Origin of the sequence: Actinomadura sediminis, assembly GCF_042675525.1 — a bacterium.
Classification (GTDB): Bacteria; Actinomycetota; Actinomycetes; order Streptosporangiales; family Streptosporangiaceae; genus Spirillospora; species Spirillospora sediminis.
Window position 1 is genome coordinate 1 of sequence record NZ_JBHTJA010000063.1, and the last position, 16,887, is coordinate 16,887.

14 protein-coding genes are annotated in these 16,887 nt (G+C 72.0%); 7 read left to right on the plus strand and 7 right to left on the minus strand.

Annotation, left to right across the window (positions count from 1 at the left end; all coding sequences use genetic code 11):
• Positions 1–198 precede the first annotated feature (198 nt).
• The 3 genes from ACFQ11_RS25365 to ACFQ11_RS25375 form a co-directional block, all read right to left on the minus strand.
• Positions 199–744 carry a TrmH family RNA methyltransferase gene (locus ACFQ11_RS25365; protein WP_378302862.1) on the minus strand — a complete coding sequence of 182 codons (546 nt, stop codon included), beginning with the start codon at positions 742–744 and terminating at the stop codon, positions 199–201.
• A 279-nt stretch (positions 745–1,023) separates the two neighbouring features.
• On the minus strand, positions 1,024–1,866 hold the full coding sequence (locus ACFQ11_RS25370; protein WP_378302864.1) for a PAC2 family protein: 843 nt from the start codon (positions 1,864–1,866) through the stop codon (positions 1,024–1,026).
• 195 nt (positions 1,867–2,061) lie between these two features.
• A complete protein-coding gene (locus tag ACFQ11_RS25375; protein ID WP_378302866.1) occupies positions 2,062–2,520 on the minus strand; it encodes a universal stress protein in 459 nt (152 codons plus the stop codon).
• Positions 2,521–2,659: 139 nt separating this feature from the next.
• Between ACFQ11_RS25375 and ACFQ11_RS25380 the strand changes: the two genes are divergently transcribed.
• From ACFQ11_RS25380 to ACFQ11_RS25410, 7 genes are all read left to right on the plus strand, one after another.
• Complete coding sequence (locus ACFQ11_RS25380) at positions 2,660–3,316, plus strand: HAD family hydrolase (protein WP_378302868.1); 657 nt, start codon at positions 2,660–2,662, stop codon at positions 3,314–3,316.
• Positions 3,317–3,663: 347 nt separating this feature from the next.
• Positions 3,664–4,104, plus strand: coding sequence for a hypothetical protein (locus ACFQ11_RS25385; RefSeq protein ID WP_378302870.1), 441 nt, complete (start codon positions 3,664–3,666; stop codon positions 4,102–4,104).
• 604 nt (positions 4,105–4,708) lie between these two features.
• The gene (locus ACFQ11_RS25390) at positions 4,709–5,701 is read left to right on the plus strand and encodes an ABC transporter permease (RefSeq protein WP_378302872.1); all 993 of its coding nucleotides are present in this window, start codon (positions 4,709–4,711) and stop codon (positions 5,699–5,701) included.
• A gap of 44 nt (positions 5,702–5,745) precedes the next feature.
• Positions 5,746–7,509 carry an ABC transporter substrate-binding protein gene (locus ACFQ11_RS25395; RefSeq protein WP_378302875.1) on the plus strand — a complete coding sequence of 588 codons (1,764 nt, stop codon included), beginning with the start codon at positions 5,746–5,748 and terminating at the stop codon, positions 7,507–7,509.
• 104 nt (positions 7,510–7,613) lie between these two features.
• Complete coding sequence (locus ACFQ11_RS25400; RefSeq protein WP_378302877.1) at positions 7,614–8,627, plus strand: ABC transporter permease; 1,014 nt, start codon at positions 7,614–7,616, stop codon at positions 8,625–8,627.
• Positions 8,627–9,727: an ABC transporter ATP-binding protein gene (locus ACFQ11_RS25405; RefSeq protein ID WP_378302879.1), complete on the plus strand. Its 1,101-nt coding sequence runs from the start codon at positions 8,627–8,629 to the stop codon at positions 9,725–9,727. Before ACFQ11_RS25400 ends, ACFQ11_RS25405 begins: the two co-directional genes overlap by 1 nt.
• A gap of 98 nt (positions 9,728–9,825) precedes the next feature.
• Entirely contained in the window at positions 9,826–10,938 is a 1,113-nt protein-coding gene (locus ACFQ11_RS25410; RefSeq protein ID WP_378302925.1) for an ABC transporter ATP-binding protein, read from the plus strand.
• Between the two features lie 145 nt (positions 10,939–11,083).
• On the opposite strand, the gene ACFQ11_RS25415 is transcribed toward ACFQ11_RS25410, so the two are convergent.
• From ACFQ11_RS25415 to ACFQ11_RS25430, 4 genes are all read right to left on the minus strand, one after another.
• On the minus strand, positions 11,084–13,576 hold the full coding sequence (locus ACFQ11_RS25415; protein WP_378302881.1) for an ABC transporter permease: 2,493 nt from the start codon (positions 13,574–13,576) through the stop codon (positions 11,084–11,086).
• On the minus strand, positions 13,573–14,436 hold the full coding sequence (locus ACFQ11_RS25420) for an ABC transporter ATP-binding protein (protein ID WP_378302883.1): 864 nt from the start codon (positions 14,434–14,436) through the stop codon (positions 13,573–13,575). The genes ACFQ11_RS25415 and ACFQ11_RS25420 overlap by 4 nt, the downstream gene beginning before the upstream one ends.
• Positions 14,437–14,752: 316 nt before the next feature.
• The gene (locus ACFQ11_RS25425) at positions 14,753–15,433 is read right to left on the minus strand and encodes a response regulator (RefSeq protein ID WP_378302885.1); all 681 of its coding nucleotides are present in this window, start codon (positions 15,431–15,433) and stop codon (positions 14,753–14,755) included.
• Positions 15,434–15,612: 179 nt separating this feature from the next.
• Positions 15,613–16,836 (minus strand): sensor histidine kinase, encoded by a 1,224-nt coding sequence (locus ACFQ11_RS25430; RefSeq protein WP_378302887.1) that lies wholly within the window; start codon positions 16,834–16,836, stop codon positions 15,613–15,615.
• Positions 16,837–16,887 lie beyond the last annotated feature (51 nt).

Sequence of the window (16,887 nt, forward strand, 5' to 3'; positions counted from 1 at the left end):
CGCGCTCGCGGCGATCGACGCCTGCGCCGCGGCGGACGGCGACGCCGCGTTCGCGCCCGGGCAGGTCGCGGCGATCGCCGACGCCCTCCTCGGCGTCGCCCTGTGATCCCGGCCGCGGCCCCGCCGCGGCTTCGCCCGTGACGCGCCCGTGACGCGCCGTCCGGTGGGGCGGCGCCGGGGTGCGGGGCGCGCACCGGGTCACAGCAGCCCGGCCAGCTTGTAGAGGACGAGCGACCCGGCGACCGCGACGTTCAGGCTGCTGCCGCTGCCGACCATGGGGATCTCCACGGCGGCGTCCAGCAGGCCGAGGGCCTCGTCGGGGATGCCGTGCTGCTCGTGGCCGAGGACGGCGACGGTGCGGCCGCGCGCGGCGGGCAGGTCGGCGAGGCGGACGGCCTCGTCGGCCAGTTCCACCCCGATGACGCGGGCGCCGTCCTCGCGCTGCCGCGCGAGCCATCCGAGCGGGTCGTTCGTCCAGTGCACGCACGCGGGACGGCGCAGCGTGTTGCCGCGCTCGAGCGCCTCGGGCACCCACGGGTGGCGCGGCACCGCCATGCAGGCGCCGACGGCGTCGCAGGTGCGCAGCAGGGTGCCGAGGTTCGCGCCGTGCAGCGGCCACAGCGGCGCGGCGATGAGGTGGTCCCAGCAGGAGTGGGACCGGTTGCGGCGCTGCCGCCGCAGTTCGCGGGCGGGCCGGACACGGATCGCCGGCCCCGACGGGGACCGGGCGGGCCGGCGGGTCACCGGCGCGGGGCGCTGCCGCCCTCCGGAACACGAGAGATCATGACGGGCGCACTTCGCGGCGTGCGCGGGCCATCGCCGGGGGATTCCTTCGCCCGAGTGTAACCCGTCCCGCCGCGAGATGATCAGTCCCGCGGGCGGCCGGCGCCGCGACGATCGGCATCGCCGGAGCCGTGGTGACCGGAGCCGTGGTGACCGGGGCCGTCGTGACCGGGGCCGCGGTGAGGGGGCCGTGGCGGCCGGCGCGCGGTCGGTCCCGAGGCGGTCGCCGCGTGCGGGCGGTCACCCGGGGTCGCGGCGCCGCAGGTACCGTTCGAACTCGCGGGCGATCGCGTCGCCGCTGGCCTCCGGCAGCTCGGTGGCGTCCTTCTGCTCCTCGAGCGTCCGGACGTAGTCGGCGACCTCGGAGTCCTCCTCGGCGAGCTCGTTCACCCCGTTCTCCCAGGCCCGCGCCTCCTCGGGCAGCTCGCCCAGGGGGACGGTGACGTCCAGGAGGTCCTCGACGCGGCGCAGCAGCGCCAGCGTCGCCTTCGGGGACGGCGGCTGCGCCACGTAGTGCGGTACCGCCGCCCACAGCGACACGGTGTCGAGGTCGGCGCGCGCGCAGGCGTCCTGCAGCACCCCGAGGATCCCCGTCGGCCCCTCGTACCGGGCCGGTTCCAGGTGCAGGGTGTTGACGATCGATGCCTGCGACGCCGCGCCGGTGACCGGGACGGGGCGGGTGTGGGGGGCGTCGGCGAGCAGCGCGCCGAGCAGCACCACGTTGCGGACGTCCAGCTCGAGCATCAGCCCGACCAGTTCCCGGCAGAACGACCGCCACCGCATGTTCGGCTCTATGCCGTGCACCAGCACGACGTCGCGGCCGTTCGGCAGCCGCGCCCACGAGATCCGCGTCGTCGGCCAGGTGATGCCGCGGGTCTCCCCGTCGGTCATCTCCACGATCGGCCGCGTGACCTGGAAGTCGTAGTAGTCGTCGGGGTCGAGCTCGGCGATCGGGACCGCGTCCCAGGTGCTCTCCAGGTGCCCGATCACGCCGCTCGCGGCCTCCCCGGCGTCGTTCCACCCCTCGAAGGCGGCCACGAGCACCGGTTCCACGAGTTCCGGCACGCTTTCGAGCTCGATCACGCGCTGCTCCTTCCGACGCCCAGGTACAGCGTCACCGCGGGGGGCCGTCATTCCCGGGGGTCGGGGCTCCCCGCGATGATCGGTGGCTGTCAGCCTACGTCCTGACGGTGACGTACCCCGCCCGTGCGCCGCCAGACGCCCGCCGTGTACGCCCGCGGCGGAAAGCGGGTCACGATCCGATCACTTCCCGCCGGTTCACTTCCCGTCGGTCGTGTGGACGATCAGGACGTCGCACGGCGAGCGGTGCGACAGGTTCGCCGGGACGGATCCGAGGAGGCGGCCCGCGAGGCTGTTGAGGCCGCGGTTGCCGATCACGACGAGGTCCACGGCGCGGTCCTTGGCGACCTTGGAGATGACGTCGACGGCGTCGCCCTCGATCGCGACCTGCTCGATGTCGGAGGCGCCGGCGGCGACGGCCCGCTCCCGCGCGGCCCGCAGCGCGTCGTCGGCGGGCGTGGAGCCCTGCACCTTGTAGGCGAGGTCGCCGAGCCGGTCGGCCGTCCGGGCGCGCTCCCGCTCGGGCATCGGGCTGTAGGCGGAGGCGAGCAGGAGCCGCGCGCCGGTGGCGGCGGCCAGCTGCGCCGCCCGGTCCACGGCGCGGAACGAGGAGTCCGAGCCGTCGGTGCCGCAGAGGATGATGCCGTACGCGCTCATACCGCTCCTTACTCGTTGGTAGTTCTCGAATGGGCACGTTAGCGGTCCAGCATGTGGACACGGAAGAGGAAACCGGGACCGCGCGGTTATGGTGGTACGCCCGTGCCCGCCGAGGCCCGTGCCCGTCGAGAGGAGACGCGTGTCCCCCCAGGCCCCCGACGCCGTGCTGTTCGACATGGACGGCCTGCTGATCGACTCCGAGCGCCTCTGGCTGGAGGTGGAGTCGGAGGTCGTGGCCTGGCTGGGCGGGACCTGGTCGCCCGAGCACCAGGAGAAGCTGGTCGGCGGGTCGCTGGCCATCGCCGTCGCGTACATGCTCGAGCTGACCGGCGCGGACGCCTCGCCCGAGGAGGTCGGCCGGCGGATGCTGGACGGGATGCACGAGCGGCTGAGCGCGTGCGCGCCGATGATGCCCGGCGCCAAGGAGCTCCTCGCCGAGCTGCGCGCCGCGGGGGTCGCGACGGCGCTGGTGTCGTCGAGCCACCGCCGGCTGATCGAGCCGGTGCTGGACGCGGTGGGCCGCGAGCATTTCGCGCTCAGCGTCGCGGGGGACGAGGTCGCCAACACCAAGCCGCACCCCGAGCCCTACCTGACCGCCGTCGCGCGGCTCGGCGCCGACCCGTCGCGCTGCGTGGTCCTGGAGGACTCGCCGAACGGCGTCGCCGCCGGCGAGGCCGCGGGCTGCGCCGTGGTCGCCGTCCCCGGCGTCCTGCCGATCCCGCCCGCGCCCGGCCGGACGGTCGTGGCGTCGCTGCGGGAGATCGACGTGGCGCGGCTGAGCGAGCTGGCGGGCTGACCGCCGCCCGTCCCGGCGCCCGCGCCGGAACGGCTCGCCCGGGAGCCGTCTCCCGGAGCGGGGGACGTCTCCTCACGGTGAGGCCCGCTCGCCTCCACCGTCCCGTCATCATTCCGTTGCCGGACGTTGACATGCGTTCCGCTCGCCTACGCTGGAAGGGACGGCGTCCCGTGCCGGTCGGCCCCCGCGGCGGGTGCGTCCCCTGATACCGGAGGGGCACGTTCCCCGGGCCGGGTCCCGCGTGAGGAGGAGGGCGCGCGGCCCGCAAACCGTCCGCCGGGAGGAGCGGCGCCCGGGCCGGGACGTGTGACCATGGAGCGGCAACACCACACGGATGAGGGGCCGGCATGAGCGACGCAGCCATTTTCGCGATCAGTCTCGGGGTGACCCTGCTCGGGTTGGTGATCAGCTGGGGGGTGGCGCGCCGCCGCGGCGCCGCGACCGGTGTGCGGGGCGCGGCGCTCTCGCTGGTGCCGGTCGGCGCCGCGCTGACCGGGGTGACCGGTTTCCTCGCCGACCTGGTGTTCGACCCGGAGAAGTGGGCGGGCGTCGTGGTCCTCGGCCTCGCGGTCGTCCTCTACATGGCGTCCGGGGCGATGCTCGCCCGCCGGTCGGGCGGCGGCCGCAAGGGCGGCGAGGGGAAGTCCGGGGGGAAGTCCGGCGGCGAGGGCGGCGGCCGGCGGGCCGCGGCGGGCAAGGCGCCCAAGGGCGAGGTCGGCGGCGCGCAGGGCGCCGACCCCGAGATGGCGGAGATCGAGGAGATCCTCCGCAACCGCGGCATCTCCTGACCGGTCCGATCCCGCCCGGCGCCCGGCGCCCGGCGGGGCGGAGCGGCGAACGGGCGGGGCCTCCGGCCGGGGCCCTGCCGCATACATGGACGCCCCGGTTTCCTGAGTCTTCGCGAGCGCGGCCCTGACAGGTCTTGTCAGGGCCGCTTCGTCGCGGTGCGGCGGCCGGGCGGGGCCGGCCGTTCCGGGGGCGTCCGGCGGGCCGCCGGGGCCTCGTGCGGCGCGCGTCCGTGCCCTGTGGGGCGGGTGTGCACTAGCGTGCTGACCTGCGGAGGAAGAGTCTCAGAACGGACTCGGTCCGGTAAAGGTTCCCGGCTCGGAGGCCGCCGGGTTGCAACGCACTCTGACGGTGGCCGTACTATTCGGGCGATTTATCCGGCGAGTTGCGCATGACACGTATGCCCGAGATGACGGCGAGATCACAAGTCAGATACGGGTACTGGCGCAGCCCGCCTCACGGATGGACAGTCGTGCCCGAAGGACTACGTTTCCCTTCAGCAAACGCGGCGTAACGGGCACGGGGGCTGCGGATGATCTCCGCGATCGCCGGTCGCACGCCGGCGGCATGGCCTGAACCCAGTGGCCGGACGGTAGGAGGTAGAGCGTGGCCGCACCCATCGAGGTGACCGGTTCCGACAGCGAGGCGCAGCCCGAATCGGTCCTGGAGGGCATGAAGGGCAAGAAGATCCAGGGCCGGTCCCTCGGTCAGATCGCGTGGATGCGCCTCAAGCGGGACAAGGTCGCGCTCACCGGCGGCGGCGTCGTCGTCCTGCTGATCCTCATCGCGATCTTCGGGCCGTTCTTCGTGCAGGACCCGCTCGCCTACCACCAGAACCTGATCGACCCGACCTACAGCCGTCCCAGGGACGGCTTCTGGCACTCGGGCATCAGCGCCGAGCACTGGCTGGGCGTCGAGCCCGGCACCGGCCGCGACATGCTCGCCCGGATCGTGTACGGCGCCCGGATCTCCCTGCTGGTGTCGTTCCTCGCGACCCTGCTCTCGGTGTTCCTCGGGACGATCCTCGGCATCACCGCCGGCTACTTCGGCGGGAAGGTCGACTTCATCATCAGCCGCGCGATGGACGCCTTCCTGGCCTTCCCGCTGCTGCTGTTCGCGATCGCCCTGGTCGGCGTCGTCACCGACGGCTCGTTCGGGCTGAGCGGCAACGGGCTGCGGGTGTCGGTGCTCGTCTTCGTGATCGGTTTCTTCAACTGGCCCTACATCGGCCGGATCGTCCGCGGGCAGACGCTGTCGCTGCGCGAACGCGAGTTCGTCGACGCCGCCCGCAGCATGGGCGCGCGCAACGGCTACATCCTGTTCAAGGAGGTCCTGCCGAACCTCGTCGCGCCGATCCTCGTGTACTCCACGCTGCTGATCCCGACGAACATCCTGTTCGAGGCCGCCCTGTCGTTCCTCGGCGTGGGCGTCATCCCGCCGACCCCGTCGTGGGGCGGCATGCTCACCCTGGCCGTCCCGCTCTACGCGACCGCTCCGATGTACATGATCATCCCGGGCATGGCCATCTTCATCACCGTCCTCGCCTTCAACCTGTTCGGTGACGGGCTGCGGGACGCTCTCGACCCCCGGGCCAAGTGACCTCGGGTTATCCGACCCGTCTAAGTGAAGGGGTGCGCCTGCACATGAAACTGATGAGATCCTTCTCGGCCCTCGCGGCCGGGGTGCTCGCGGCCGGGGCCCTCGCGGCCTGCGGCGGCGGCGACTCCGGCGGCTCGGGCGACGGCCCCGGCTTCAACGCCGCGGTCAACGAGGTCGTCAACGTCTCGGACAAGAAGGGCGGCACGCTCCGCCTCGCGAGCTCCGACGACTGGGACTCCCCGGACCCGGGCAACCAGTACTACGCCTTCGCGCAGAACTTCTCCCGCCTGTACGGCCGCGCGCTGACGACGTTCAAGCCGGCCGCGGGCAAGGAGAGCCTTGAGGTCATCCCGGACCTCGCCACCGGCCTGGGCACGCCCAGCGACGGCAGCAAGACCTGGACCTACAAGATCCGCACCGGTGTGAAGTTCAGCGACGGCACCACGGTGACGTCCAAGGACGTGAAGTACGCCGTCGAGCGCAGCAACTTCTCCAAGGAGCTGCAGCTCGGGCCGAAGTACTTCAAGCACTACCTGGTCGACAACGAGGAGCCCTACAAGGGCCCCTACGAGGACGACTCCGAGCAGGGTCTGAAGTCCATCGAGACCCCGGACGACCAGACGATCGTGTTCAACCTGAAGGAACCGTTCGCGGAGTTCGACTACCTGGTCGCGATGTCGCAGACCATGCCGGTGCCGCGGGACAAGGACACCGGTCTGAAGTACGAGACCGCGATCGTGTCCTCCGGCCCGTACAAGGTCGACAGCTACCAGCGCGGCAAGCAGATGACGCTGTCCCGCAACCAGCACTGGGACAAGAACACCGACCCGATCCGCAAGGCCCTCCCCGACAAGATCGTCGTTGAGCTGAAGCAGAACGGCGACGACATCGACCAGCGTCTGCTCAGCGGCGACCTGGAGATGGACATCGCCGGCGTCGGCGTCCAGGCGGCCGCGCAGCCGAAGGTGCTCGCGGCCGACCAGAAGCCGTACGTCGACAACCCGGTCCAGGGTTACCTGCGGTACATGGCGCTGAACCAGCACGTCAAGCCGCTCGACAACGTGCACTGCCGCCGTGCGGTGCAGTACGCGACGGACAAGGTCGCCGCGCAGACCGCCTACGGCGGCCCGCTCGCCGGCGGCGACGTCGCCACCACGGTGCAGCCGACGAACCTCGAGTCGTACCAGAAGTTCGACCTGTACCCGCAGCAGCAGGCCGAGGGCGGCGGTCTCGACCAGGCCACCATCGACAAGGCCAAGCAGGAGCTGAAGGAGTGCGGCCAGCCGAACGGGTTCAGCACCAAGATCTCGGCGCGCTCCGACCGCAAGAAGGAAGTCGCGATGGCGCAGGCCATCCAGCAGGCCCTGAAGAAGGTCGGGATCAACGTCAGCATCGTGCAGTTCCCGGCCGGTGACTACTTCAACAAGTACGTCGGCGTGCCGAAGTACGTCCACGACCACGGCGTCGGCATGATCCTCATGGCGTGGGCCCCGGACTGGCCGACCGGCTACGGGTTCCTGCAGCAGATCGTGCACGGCTCGGCGATCAAGCCGTCCGGCGGCACGAACCTGTCCGAGCTGGACGACCCGAAGATCAACGACGCGCTCGACGACGCCATCACCAACACCGACAAGGCCGCCCGCACCAAGATCTACAGCGAGGTGGACAAGATGGTGATGGAGAACGCCAGCATCGTCCCGCTGATCTACGCCAAGGCGCTGCTCTACCGCCCGGCGAACGTCACGAACGTCGGCATCACCGGTGGTTACGGCGGCATGTACGACTACCTCAACATGGGCGTGGAGTGACCAACCGCTCGCTCGCCGATTCATCCGAAGGCAGGTGAAGGCGACGCCCGCCGGCCGGGACCGGGCCCACAGGTCCGCCCGGCCGGCGGGCCGGGCCGCGCATAGTGTTCGCATACATCATCCGGCGCCTCATCGGGGCCGTCATCATGCTGCTGGTGGTCACGCTGGTGACCTTCGGCATCTTCTTCGGTCTGCCGAAGCTGGCCGGTCAGACCACCGACCAGCTCGCGGCCGCCTACGTCGGCAAGGCCCCCACCGCGCAGGCGATCGAGGACACCAAGGAACGTCTGAAGCTGGACGAGCCGATCGTGGTCCAGTACGCCGACTTCCTCAAGGGGGTCGTCGCCGGTAAGGAACTCGACCTCGGGCCGACCAGCGAGCACTGCTCCGCGCCCTGTCTCGGGTACTCGTTCAACTCCAGCCAGCAGGTGCTGCCGACGCTGGCGGACCGGGCCCCGGCGACGCTGTCGCTGGCGATCGGCGCGGCCGTCATCTGGCTGACCGTCGGGATCACCACCGGTGTCGTGTCGGCGCTGCGGCGCGGCACCAAGTGGGACCGCGGCGCGATGGTGATCGCGCTCGCGGGCGTGTCGCTGCCCATCTACTTCACCGGACTGGTGTCGCTCGCCCTGTTCTCCTACACCCTGGAGATCTTCCCGGGCGGCGGCAGTTACCGGCCGTTCACCGATGATCCGGTGGCCTGGTTCCAGTCGCTGGTGCTGCCGTGGGTGACGCTCGCGTTCCTGTACGCCGCGATGTACGCGCGGCTCACCAGGGCGGGCATGCTGGAGACGATGAACGAGGACTACATCCGCACGGCCCGCGCCAAGGGGCTGCCGGAGAAGACCGTCGTCACCAGGCACGCGCTCCGCGCCACCCTCACGCCGATCATGACGGTGTTCGGGCTGGACCTCGGGCTGCTGCTCGGCGGCGCGGTGCTGACCGAGAACACGTTCGGGATCCACGGGCTGGGCCAGCTCGCCATCAGCTCCATCAACAGCAGCGACCTGCCGATGGTCCTCGGGGTCACGCTGGTGACCGCCACCTCCATCGTCGTGATCAACCTGATCGTCGACCTCCTCTACGCCATCGTCGACCCGAGAGTGAGGCTGGGCTGATGACCGAGAAGACGCCCGCCGCCGCGGACAAGGCGACCCGCGAGCCCGCCCGCGAGGCGGCCGCCGCCGCGGACGGTGCTCCCGAGGCGTTCCTCGAGGTCCGCGACCTCAAGATCCACTTCCCGACGGACGACGGCGTCGTCAAGTCCGTCGACGGGCTGTCGTTCAAGCTCGAGCAGGGCCGCACCCTCGGCATCGTGGGGGAGTCCGGGTCGGGCAAGAGCGTCACCAGCCTCGGCATCCTCGGCCTGCACAACCGCCGCAACGCGAACGTGTCCGGCGAGATCTGGCTGGACGGCACGGAGCTGGTCGGCTCCTCGCAGTCCGAGGTCCGCCGCCTCCGCGGCCGCAAGATGGCGATGATCTTCCAGGACCCGCTGTCGTCGATGCACCCCTTCTACACGATCGGCCAGCAGATCGTGGAGGCGTACCGGGTCCACAACGACGTGTCCAAGCAGGTCGCGCGCAAGCACGCGATCGACATGCTGGGCCGGGTCGGCATCCCCAAGCCCGACAAGCGGGTGGACGACTACCCGCACCAGTTCTCCGGCGGCATGCGGCAGCGCGCGATGATCGCGATGGCGCTGTCGTGCGACCCGGAACTGCTGATCGCCGACGAGCCCACGACCGCGCTCGACGTGACCGTCCAGGCGCAGATCCTCGACCTCATCAAGGACCTGCAGCAGGAGTTCAACTCCGCCGTCATCATGATCACCCACGATCTGGGGGTGGTCGCCGAGCTGTCGGACGACATCCTGGTGATGTACGGCGGCCGCTGCGTCGAGTACGCCTCGGTGGACGACGCGTTCCACAACCCCATGCACCCTTACACGTGGGGGCTGCTCGGTTCCATGCCGCGGCTGGACCGGGCGCGCTCGGAGCGGCTGATGCCGATCACCGGGTCGCCGCCCAGCCTGATCAACGTCCCGCAGGGGTGCGCGTTCAATCCGCGCTGCCCCTACAGTGACCAGACCGACGGCAAGAGCACGTCCGTCCGGCCCGAACTGGCGGAGGTCCGGCCCGGTCATCAGGCGGCGTGCCACCTGCCGGCCGCGAAGCGGCGGGAGCTCTGGAACGACGAGATCCGGCCGAAGCTGTGACGAGCACGGGGAACGAGACTGTGAGCACTTCCAAGAGCAAGGCCCCGGGCGACGAGACTCCGGGCGGTAAGGTTCCGGGTGAGGCGGGCGGCGCCCCGGTGTCCGCGGAGAAGCCCCGCGAGGACGCGCCGAAGCGGCGCGACGGCGAGGTGCTGCTGGACGTCGACGGGCTCGGCAAGCACTTCCCGGTCACGGCGGGGCTGCTGCGCCGGCAGGTCGCGGCGGTCAAGGCCGTCGACGGCGTGTCGTTCGCGGTCCGCAAGGGCGAGACGCTCGGGCTGGTGGGGGAGTCGGGCTGCGGCAAGTCCACCACCGGCCGCATGATCATGCGGTTGCTGGAGCCCAGCTTCGGCAAGATCACCTTCGAGGGGCAGGACATCACCAAGATGTCCCAGGGGCGGCTGCGGCCGCTCCGCCGCGACCTCCAGATGATCTTCCAGGACCCGTACTCGTCGCTGAACCCGCGCAAGACCGTCGGTTCGATCGTCGGGGCCCCGTTCCGGCTGCAGAACATCAAGACCGAGCAGGGCGTGAAGAAGGCCGTCCAGGAGATCCTGGAGCTCGTCGGCCTGAGCCCCGAGCACTACAACCGCTACCCGCACGAGTTCTCCGGCGGCCAGCGGCAGCGCATCGGGATCGCCCGCACCCTCGCCCTCAAGCCCAAGATGATCATCGCGGACGAGCCGGTGTCGGCGCTGGACGTGTCCGTGCAGGCCCAGGTCGTGAACCTCCTCGAGGACCTGCAGGACGAGCTCGACCTCACCTACGTGGTGATCGCGCACGACCTGTCGGTGGTGCGGCACATCTCCGACCGGGTCGCCGTCATGTACCTCGGCAAGATCGTCGAGATCGCGGACCGCGACGACCTGTACGAGCGCCCGATGCACCCGTACACCAACGCGCTGCTGTCGGCGGTGCCGATCCCCGACCCGTCCAAGCGCGCGGACCGCAAGCGGATCCGGCTGCAGGGCGACGTGCCCAGCCCGCTGGACCCGCCGCCCGCGTGCCGCTTCCACACCCGCTGCTGGAAGGCGCAGGACATCTGCAAGCAGGTCGAGCCGCCGCTGGTGGAGCTCAGCCCCGGCCACCAGGCCGCCTGCCACTTCCCGGAGAACACCACGGTCAGCGCGACCGACGCGGTCGCCAAGGCCACGGTGGCGTCGGGCCACGACGCCGAGGCGGAAGGCGCCGTCGGCAAGTCGGACGGCTGACCGCCGGCCGCACCCGAGCGCGGCGGGCGCGCCCCCGCGCGAGCGGCGTGACGCGAACGCGAAGACCCGGCCCCCTCTCGGGGACCGGGTCTTCGCGTTGCCCGGGGGCGGCGGCCCGGGGGAGCGGGGCCCCGGGGCCCGCCCGCTACTCGGTGGAGATGGCCTGCAGGACGTCCATCCGCCCGGCCCGCCACGCCGGCCACAGCGCCGCCAGCACGCCGATCACCGCGGCGACCGCCATGTACGCGCACAGCGTCAGGACCGGCACCGACAGCACCGTCAGCCCCTGGTCCGCCAGGGCGTTCTGCAGCGCCGCGCCGAACGCCACCCCGATCCCGATGCCCAGCACGGCACCGAACACCGCGATCACGATCGACTCCACCCGGATCATCCGGCGCAGCTGCCGGCGGCCCAGCCCGATCGCCCGCAGCAGCCCGATCTCCCGCGTCCGCTCGATCACCGACAACGCCAGGGTGTTCACCACCCCCACCGCCGCGATGATCACCGACATCATCAGCAGCGTGGTCAGCGCGGTCACCATCGTGTCGACCTGTGCGCGCGCCTCGTCCTTCAGCGCCGCCTGATCCGACACCTCCAGGTTCGGGTACGCCCCCAGGGCGTCCTCGATCGCCTTCGTGGTGGCCGCCCCGGCGTCCGCGGCGTCCACCACCACCAGGTCGATCTGCGGCTTCACCGCGTGCGCCAGATACACGCGCGGGTCGACGATCTGCCCGCCGACCATGGCGTTCTCGGCGTAGATCCCGGAGACCCGCAGCGTCGCGCTCTGCCCGTCGGGGAACCGGACCGGCACCGGCGACCCGACCGTCCAGCCGTGCTCCTTCGCGTTGTCCTCGCTGACCAGGATCCCGTCCGGCCCGAACTCGGCCTTCCCCGCGACGGTCTCCAGCCGCACGGCGTGCGCGACGGCGGCCGCGTCGCCCGCCACGTACCGGACCTCCTCACCGGCGATCTCGGCGCGCCCGCCGTAGATCATCGAGGCGTCCTCGACGCCCGGTACCTTCGCGAGCGTCCCGGCGACGTCGGGGCCGACGGACGCTCCCGCCGCGGCGCCCCCGGCCGCCTGCACGATGTAGTCCGCGCCGAACTGGTCCTCGATCTGCCGGTCGACCGACGTCCGCATCGTGGCGCCCAGCACGTTCACCACCGTGATCAGCGCGAGGCCGATCATCAGCGCCGCCGCGGTCGCCGCGGTCCGCCGCGGGTTCCGCAGCGCGTTGCGCCGCGCCAGCCGTCCCGGCGCGCCCAGCAGCCGCGCGAACGGCGCGCCCAGCACCGTCACGACCGGGACGCTGATCACCGGGGCGAGCATCGTGACCCCGATGAACACCCCGAACGCGCCGCCGCCGACCAGCGCCACCGCGCCGTTGCCGGACCCGGCGAGCCCGGCCGCGATCAGCGCGGCTCCCGCCGCGGTCAGCAGCGACCCCAGCGCCACCCGGATCCGCAGCGACCGCTGCGGCAGCGCGACGTCGTCCCGCATCGCCGCCACCGGCGGGATCTTCGCGGCGCGCCGCGCCGGGAAGTACGCCGACACGACCGTCACGACGATCCCGACCGCGTACGACCAGATCACCGGCGTCGGCGTGAACACCAGCCTCGCGTCCAGCCCGGCGACTCCCTGCAGGGCCAGCGCCAGCCCCGCCCCGGCGGCCAGGCCCAGCGTGGACCCGACGACACCGACCGCGACGGCCTCGCCCAGCACCGCCCGCGTCACCTGCGGGCGGGCCGCGCCGATCGCCCGCAGCAGCGCCAGCTCACGCGTCCGCTGCGCCACCAGCATCGAGAACGTGTTGAAGATGATGAACGCCCCGACGAACACCGAGATCAGCGCGAACACCAGCATGAACGTCCGGAAGAACCCCATGACCTGCGCGACTTCGGACTTCGTCTCCTCACGCAGCTGCTCCCCGGTGATCGCCTCGAACCCGTCCGGCAGCACCGCGGCGACCCGGTCGCGCAGCTTGCTCTCCGATGGCCCCGCCGACTCCATCTGCAGGTCGGTGAAGTAACCGGGCCGCAGCAGCAGCCGCTGCGCCGTCGCCGTGTCGAACGCGGTGACCGACGCTCCCATCAGGTCCCCGGTGTCGATCAGCCCGACGACCGTCATCCGCTGCACCGGCCCGGACGTGACGACCCGCACGCTGTCGCCGACGCCGACCCCGGCGTCCTGCGCCGTGGCGGTGTCCAGCGCCGCCTCGCCCGGCCCGCGCGGCGCCCGCCCCGACGCCATCGTGAACCCGGCGTCGTCGGCCCAGTTCACGCCGAGCTTCGGCACCCCCTGCTCGGCGGGCGCACCGGCGACCTCCCCGTCGCGGTCCAGCACGCCCGCGTACCCGGTGACGTTCCCGACGACGTTCTCCACGCCGTCGACCTTCTTCACCGACTCCACGACCGCCGCGGGGACCGGCCGTCCGCCGCCGCCGACGTCCGTGGCCCGCACGCTCACCGCCACGTTCTGCCCGATCCGGCTGAACATGTCGTCGAACTGCCGGTTCATGCTGTCGGTGAAGATCAGCGTCCCGGCGACGAACGCCACGCCGAGGATCACCGCGACGGCCGTCAGCACCAGCCTGATCTTGTGCGCCGCGAGGTTGCGGAGCGTGACCCTCGCCATCATCGGGCCGCGTCCTCCGCCCCGTCCCCGGCCCCGTTCCCGGCCGCGCGGGCGCCGCCGGCCGGGTCGGCGGGGGCCGCGTCGAAGCCCTTCATCCGCTCCAGCACCCGGTCCGCGGTCGGCTCCGCCATCGTGTCCACGATCCGCCCGTCGGACAGGAACACCACCTGGTCGGCGTACGCCGCCGCCGACGGGTCGTGCGTCACCATCACGATCGTCTGGCCCATCTCCCGCACCGACCCCCGCAGGAACGACAGCACCTCCGCGCCCGACCGCGAGTCCAGGTTCCCCGTCGGCTCGTCCGCGAAGATGATCTCCGGGCGGGACGCCAGCGCCCGCGCGCACGCCACCCGCTGCTGCTGCCCGCCCGACAGTTCCGCCGGCCGGTGCTTCAGCCGCGGCCGCAGCCCCACCGTGTCGATCACCCGGTCCAGCCAGGCCGCGTCCGGCCTCCGGCCCGCGATGTCCATCGGCAGCGTGATGTTCTCCAGCGCCGTCAGCGTCGGCACCAGGTTGAACGCCTGGAAAATGAACCCGATCTTGTCGCGGCGCAGCCGGGTCAGCTGCTTGTCCTTCAGCCGGGTCAGGTCGGTGTCACCGACGAAGACCGCCCCCGAGTCGACCGAGTCCAGCCCCGCCATGCAGTGCATCAGCGTCGACTTCCCCGACCCGGACGGGCCCATGATCGCCGTGAAGCGCCCCCGCGGGATCCCCACGGACACCGCGTCCAGCGCCACGACGCGCGCGTCGCCGCGCCCGTACACCTTCGAGATCTGCTCCGCCCGCGCGGCGACACCGCCCGTCCCTGGGCCCGTCTCCGGCGCGGATCGCGCATCGGCGGTCGATGGGGCGGTGTTCGTCACGAGAACTCCTGTAGGGGTAGACGAGGGGAACGCGGACCGCGCCGATCCTCGGGCGATCCGTTACCGAAAACCCTAGAAGTCCCGGACGCCCGGGGGATGCACCCGTGGAAGGGAATCGGCCGTCCACCCGACGCAGGACGACCGCCTCGCCCGCTCGTCCTCCCGAAGTAGGAGACCCCGCCCGGAAGACGGGGAAAACCCCGGGGAAAACCCAGGAGACGACCCCGGCGGACGCCGCGTCGCCGCAGGCCGGACGCCCGCGCCGCCCCTGAGACCCCGCCCCCTCGCGCGCCGTCTCGCGCGGCGGCGGGGCGGGTCAGCTCTGGCCGGGCCGGCTCAACCCCGTCTCGTAGGCGTACACCACCGCCTGGACCCGGTCGCGCAGCCCCAGCTTCGCCAGCACGTTCCCCACGTGCGTCTTCACCGTCGTCTCGCTGACCACCAGCTCCGCCGCGATCTCCGCGTTCGACTGCCCCCGCGCCACATGCGCCAGCACCTCCCGCTCCCGCTCCGTCAGCGTGTCCAGCCCCGGCGGCGGCGCCGAGTCCCGCGCCGCCGGAAGCCGCGTCGCGAACTTGTCCAGCAGCCGCCGCGTCACGCTCGGCGCCACGATCGCGTCGCCCGCCGCCACGATCCGGATCGCCTGCACCAGGTCCTCCGGCGGCGAATCCTTCAGCAGGAACCCGCTCGCGCCCGCCCGCACCGCCTCGATCACGTACTCGTCCAGGTCGAACGTCGTCAGGATCAGCACCCGCGGATCGTGCGAGGCCGCACCGTCCCGGATGATCCGCCGCGTCGCCTCGATCCCGTCCACGCCCGGCATCCGGATGTCCATCAGCACCACGTCCGGCAGCATCGACCGCGTCAGCTCCACCGCCGCCGCGCCGTCCCCGGCCTCGCCGACCACCGCGATGTCCGGCTCGGCCTCCAGGATCAGCCGGAAACCCGTCCGCAGCAGCGGCTGGTCGTCCACCAGCAGCACCCGTACCGCGCTCATCGCGCCGTCCCGTCCATCGTTCCGGCTCCTCGCCTCGCGCCGCTCGCCACCGGCATCCGCCGCCCGGCTGCGGCCCGCTCGGCCGCGGCCCGTCCGCTCCCGGCCCGTCCGCGACCCGCCGTTTCACGCCTGCTCATGCACCGTCCCCGCTCATGCCCGTCCCGCTCGTTCCCGACAACCTACGCCTCCAGCGGGAAACGGGCCCGCACCCCGAAACCGCCACCGACCCGCGGGCCGATCCGCAGCTCGCCACCGTACAGCGCCACCCGCTCGTACATCCCGACCAGCCCGTGCCCCGGACGCGCCTCGTCCCCGGCCATGATCGTCGCCGTGCCGGGCCCGTCGTCCTCGATCTCCACCGTCAGATGGTCCTCGGTGTAGTACAGCCGCACCCACGCCCGGGCCTGCGCCCCCGCGTGCTTCAGCGTGTTCGTCAACGCCTCCTGGATCAGCCGGAACGCCGCCACGTCCACCCCCGGCGACGGCGTCCGCGCCTCGCCCTCGATCCACAACTGCACCGACAGCCCCGTCTCCCGCACATGGTCCAGCAGCTCGCCCAGATCGCCCAGCCCCGGCTGCGGCGCCAGCTCGCCGCCGGCCCGTTCCATGTCCCGCTCGGTCCGCAGCACCCCCACGATCCGCCGCATCTCGCTCAACGCGGTCCGCCCGACCTCCTCGATCGTCGACATCGCGTCCCGCGCGCTGTCGGCGTCCCGGTCGATGATCCGCCGCGCCGCCCCCGCCTGCACCGTCATCACGCTCACATGGTGCGCCACCACGTCGTGCAGCTCCCGCGCGATCCGCGAACGCTCCTCGATCCGCGCCGCCCGCGCGTCCGTCCCCCGAGCCCGCTCCAGCCGCGCCGCCCGGCTCTCCAGCTCCGCGAAGTACGCCCGCCGCAACCGCAGGTTCCGGCCCAGCATCCACACGCCGATCACCAGCGCGCAGTCGGTGAGGAACACCATCGGCGATAGCGGCACCGGCAACGCCACCAACATCACCACGAAGTACACGAACGCCAGCAGCCCGCCCAGCGCGCTCTGCGCCAGCCCCCGGTGCGCCGCCACGCTGTACACCGCCACCAGGAACGCCACCACGTCCGGAACCGACGGCGGATACCGCAGCGCCGCCAGCACCGCCCCGCCCGCCACTATGAACAGCAGCACCGCCAGCGGAGCGCGCCGCCGCCACGTCAACGCCAACGTGACCGCCGCCACCAGCGCACCGCCCAGCGCGTCCGGCTCCGTGAACATCTGCTCGTACCCGGTCACCCGGACATCGGAAAGGAACAGCTGAGGCAGCCCCACCAGCAGCAACCCTGCCGCCAGCAGCGCGTCGGCCGCCGACGGACGCGCCTGCAGCCAGGCGCGGAAGGCGAGTAGACCACGGATGCGGGGTGACACGATTCTCACCCTAGGACGTCACGCCAGGTCGTGAGCCCTCCTGAACGCGGA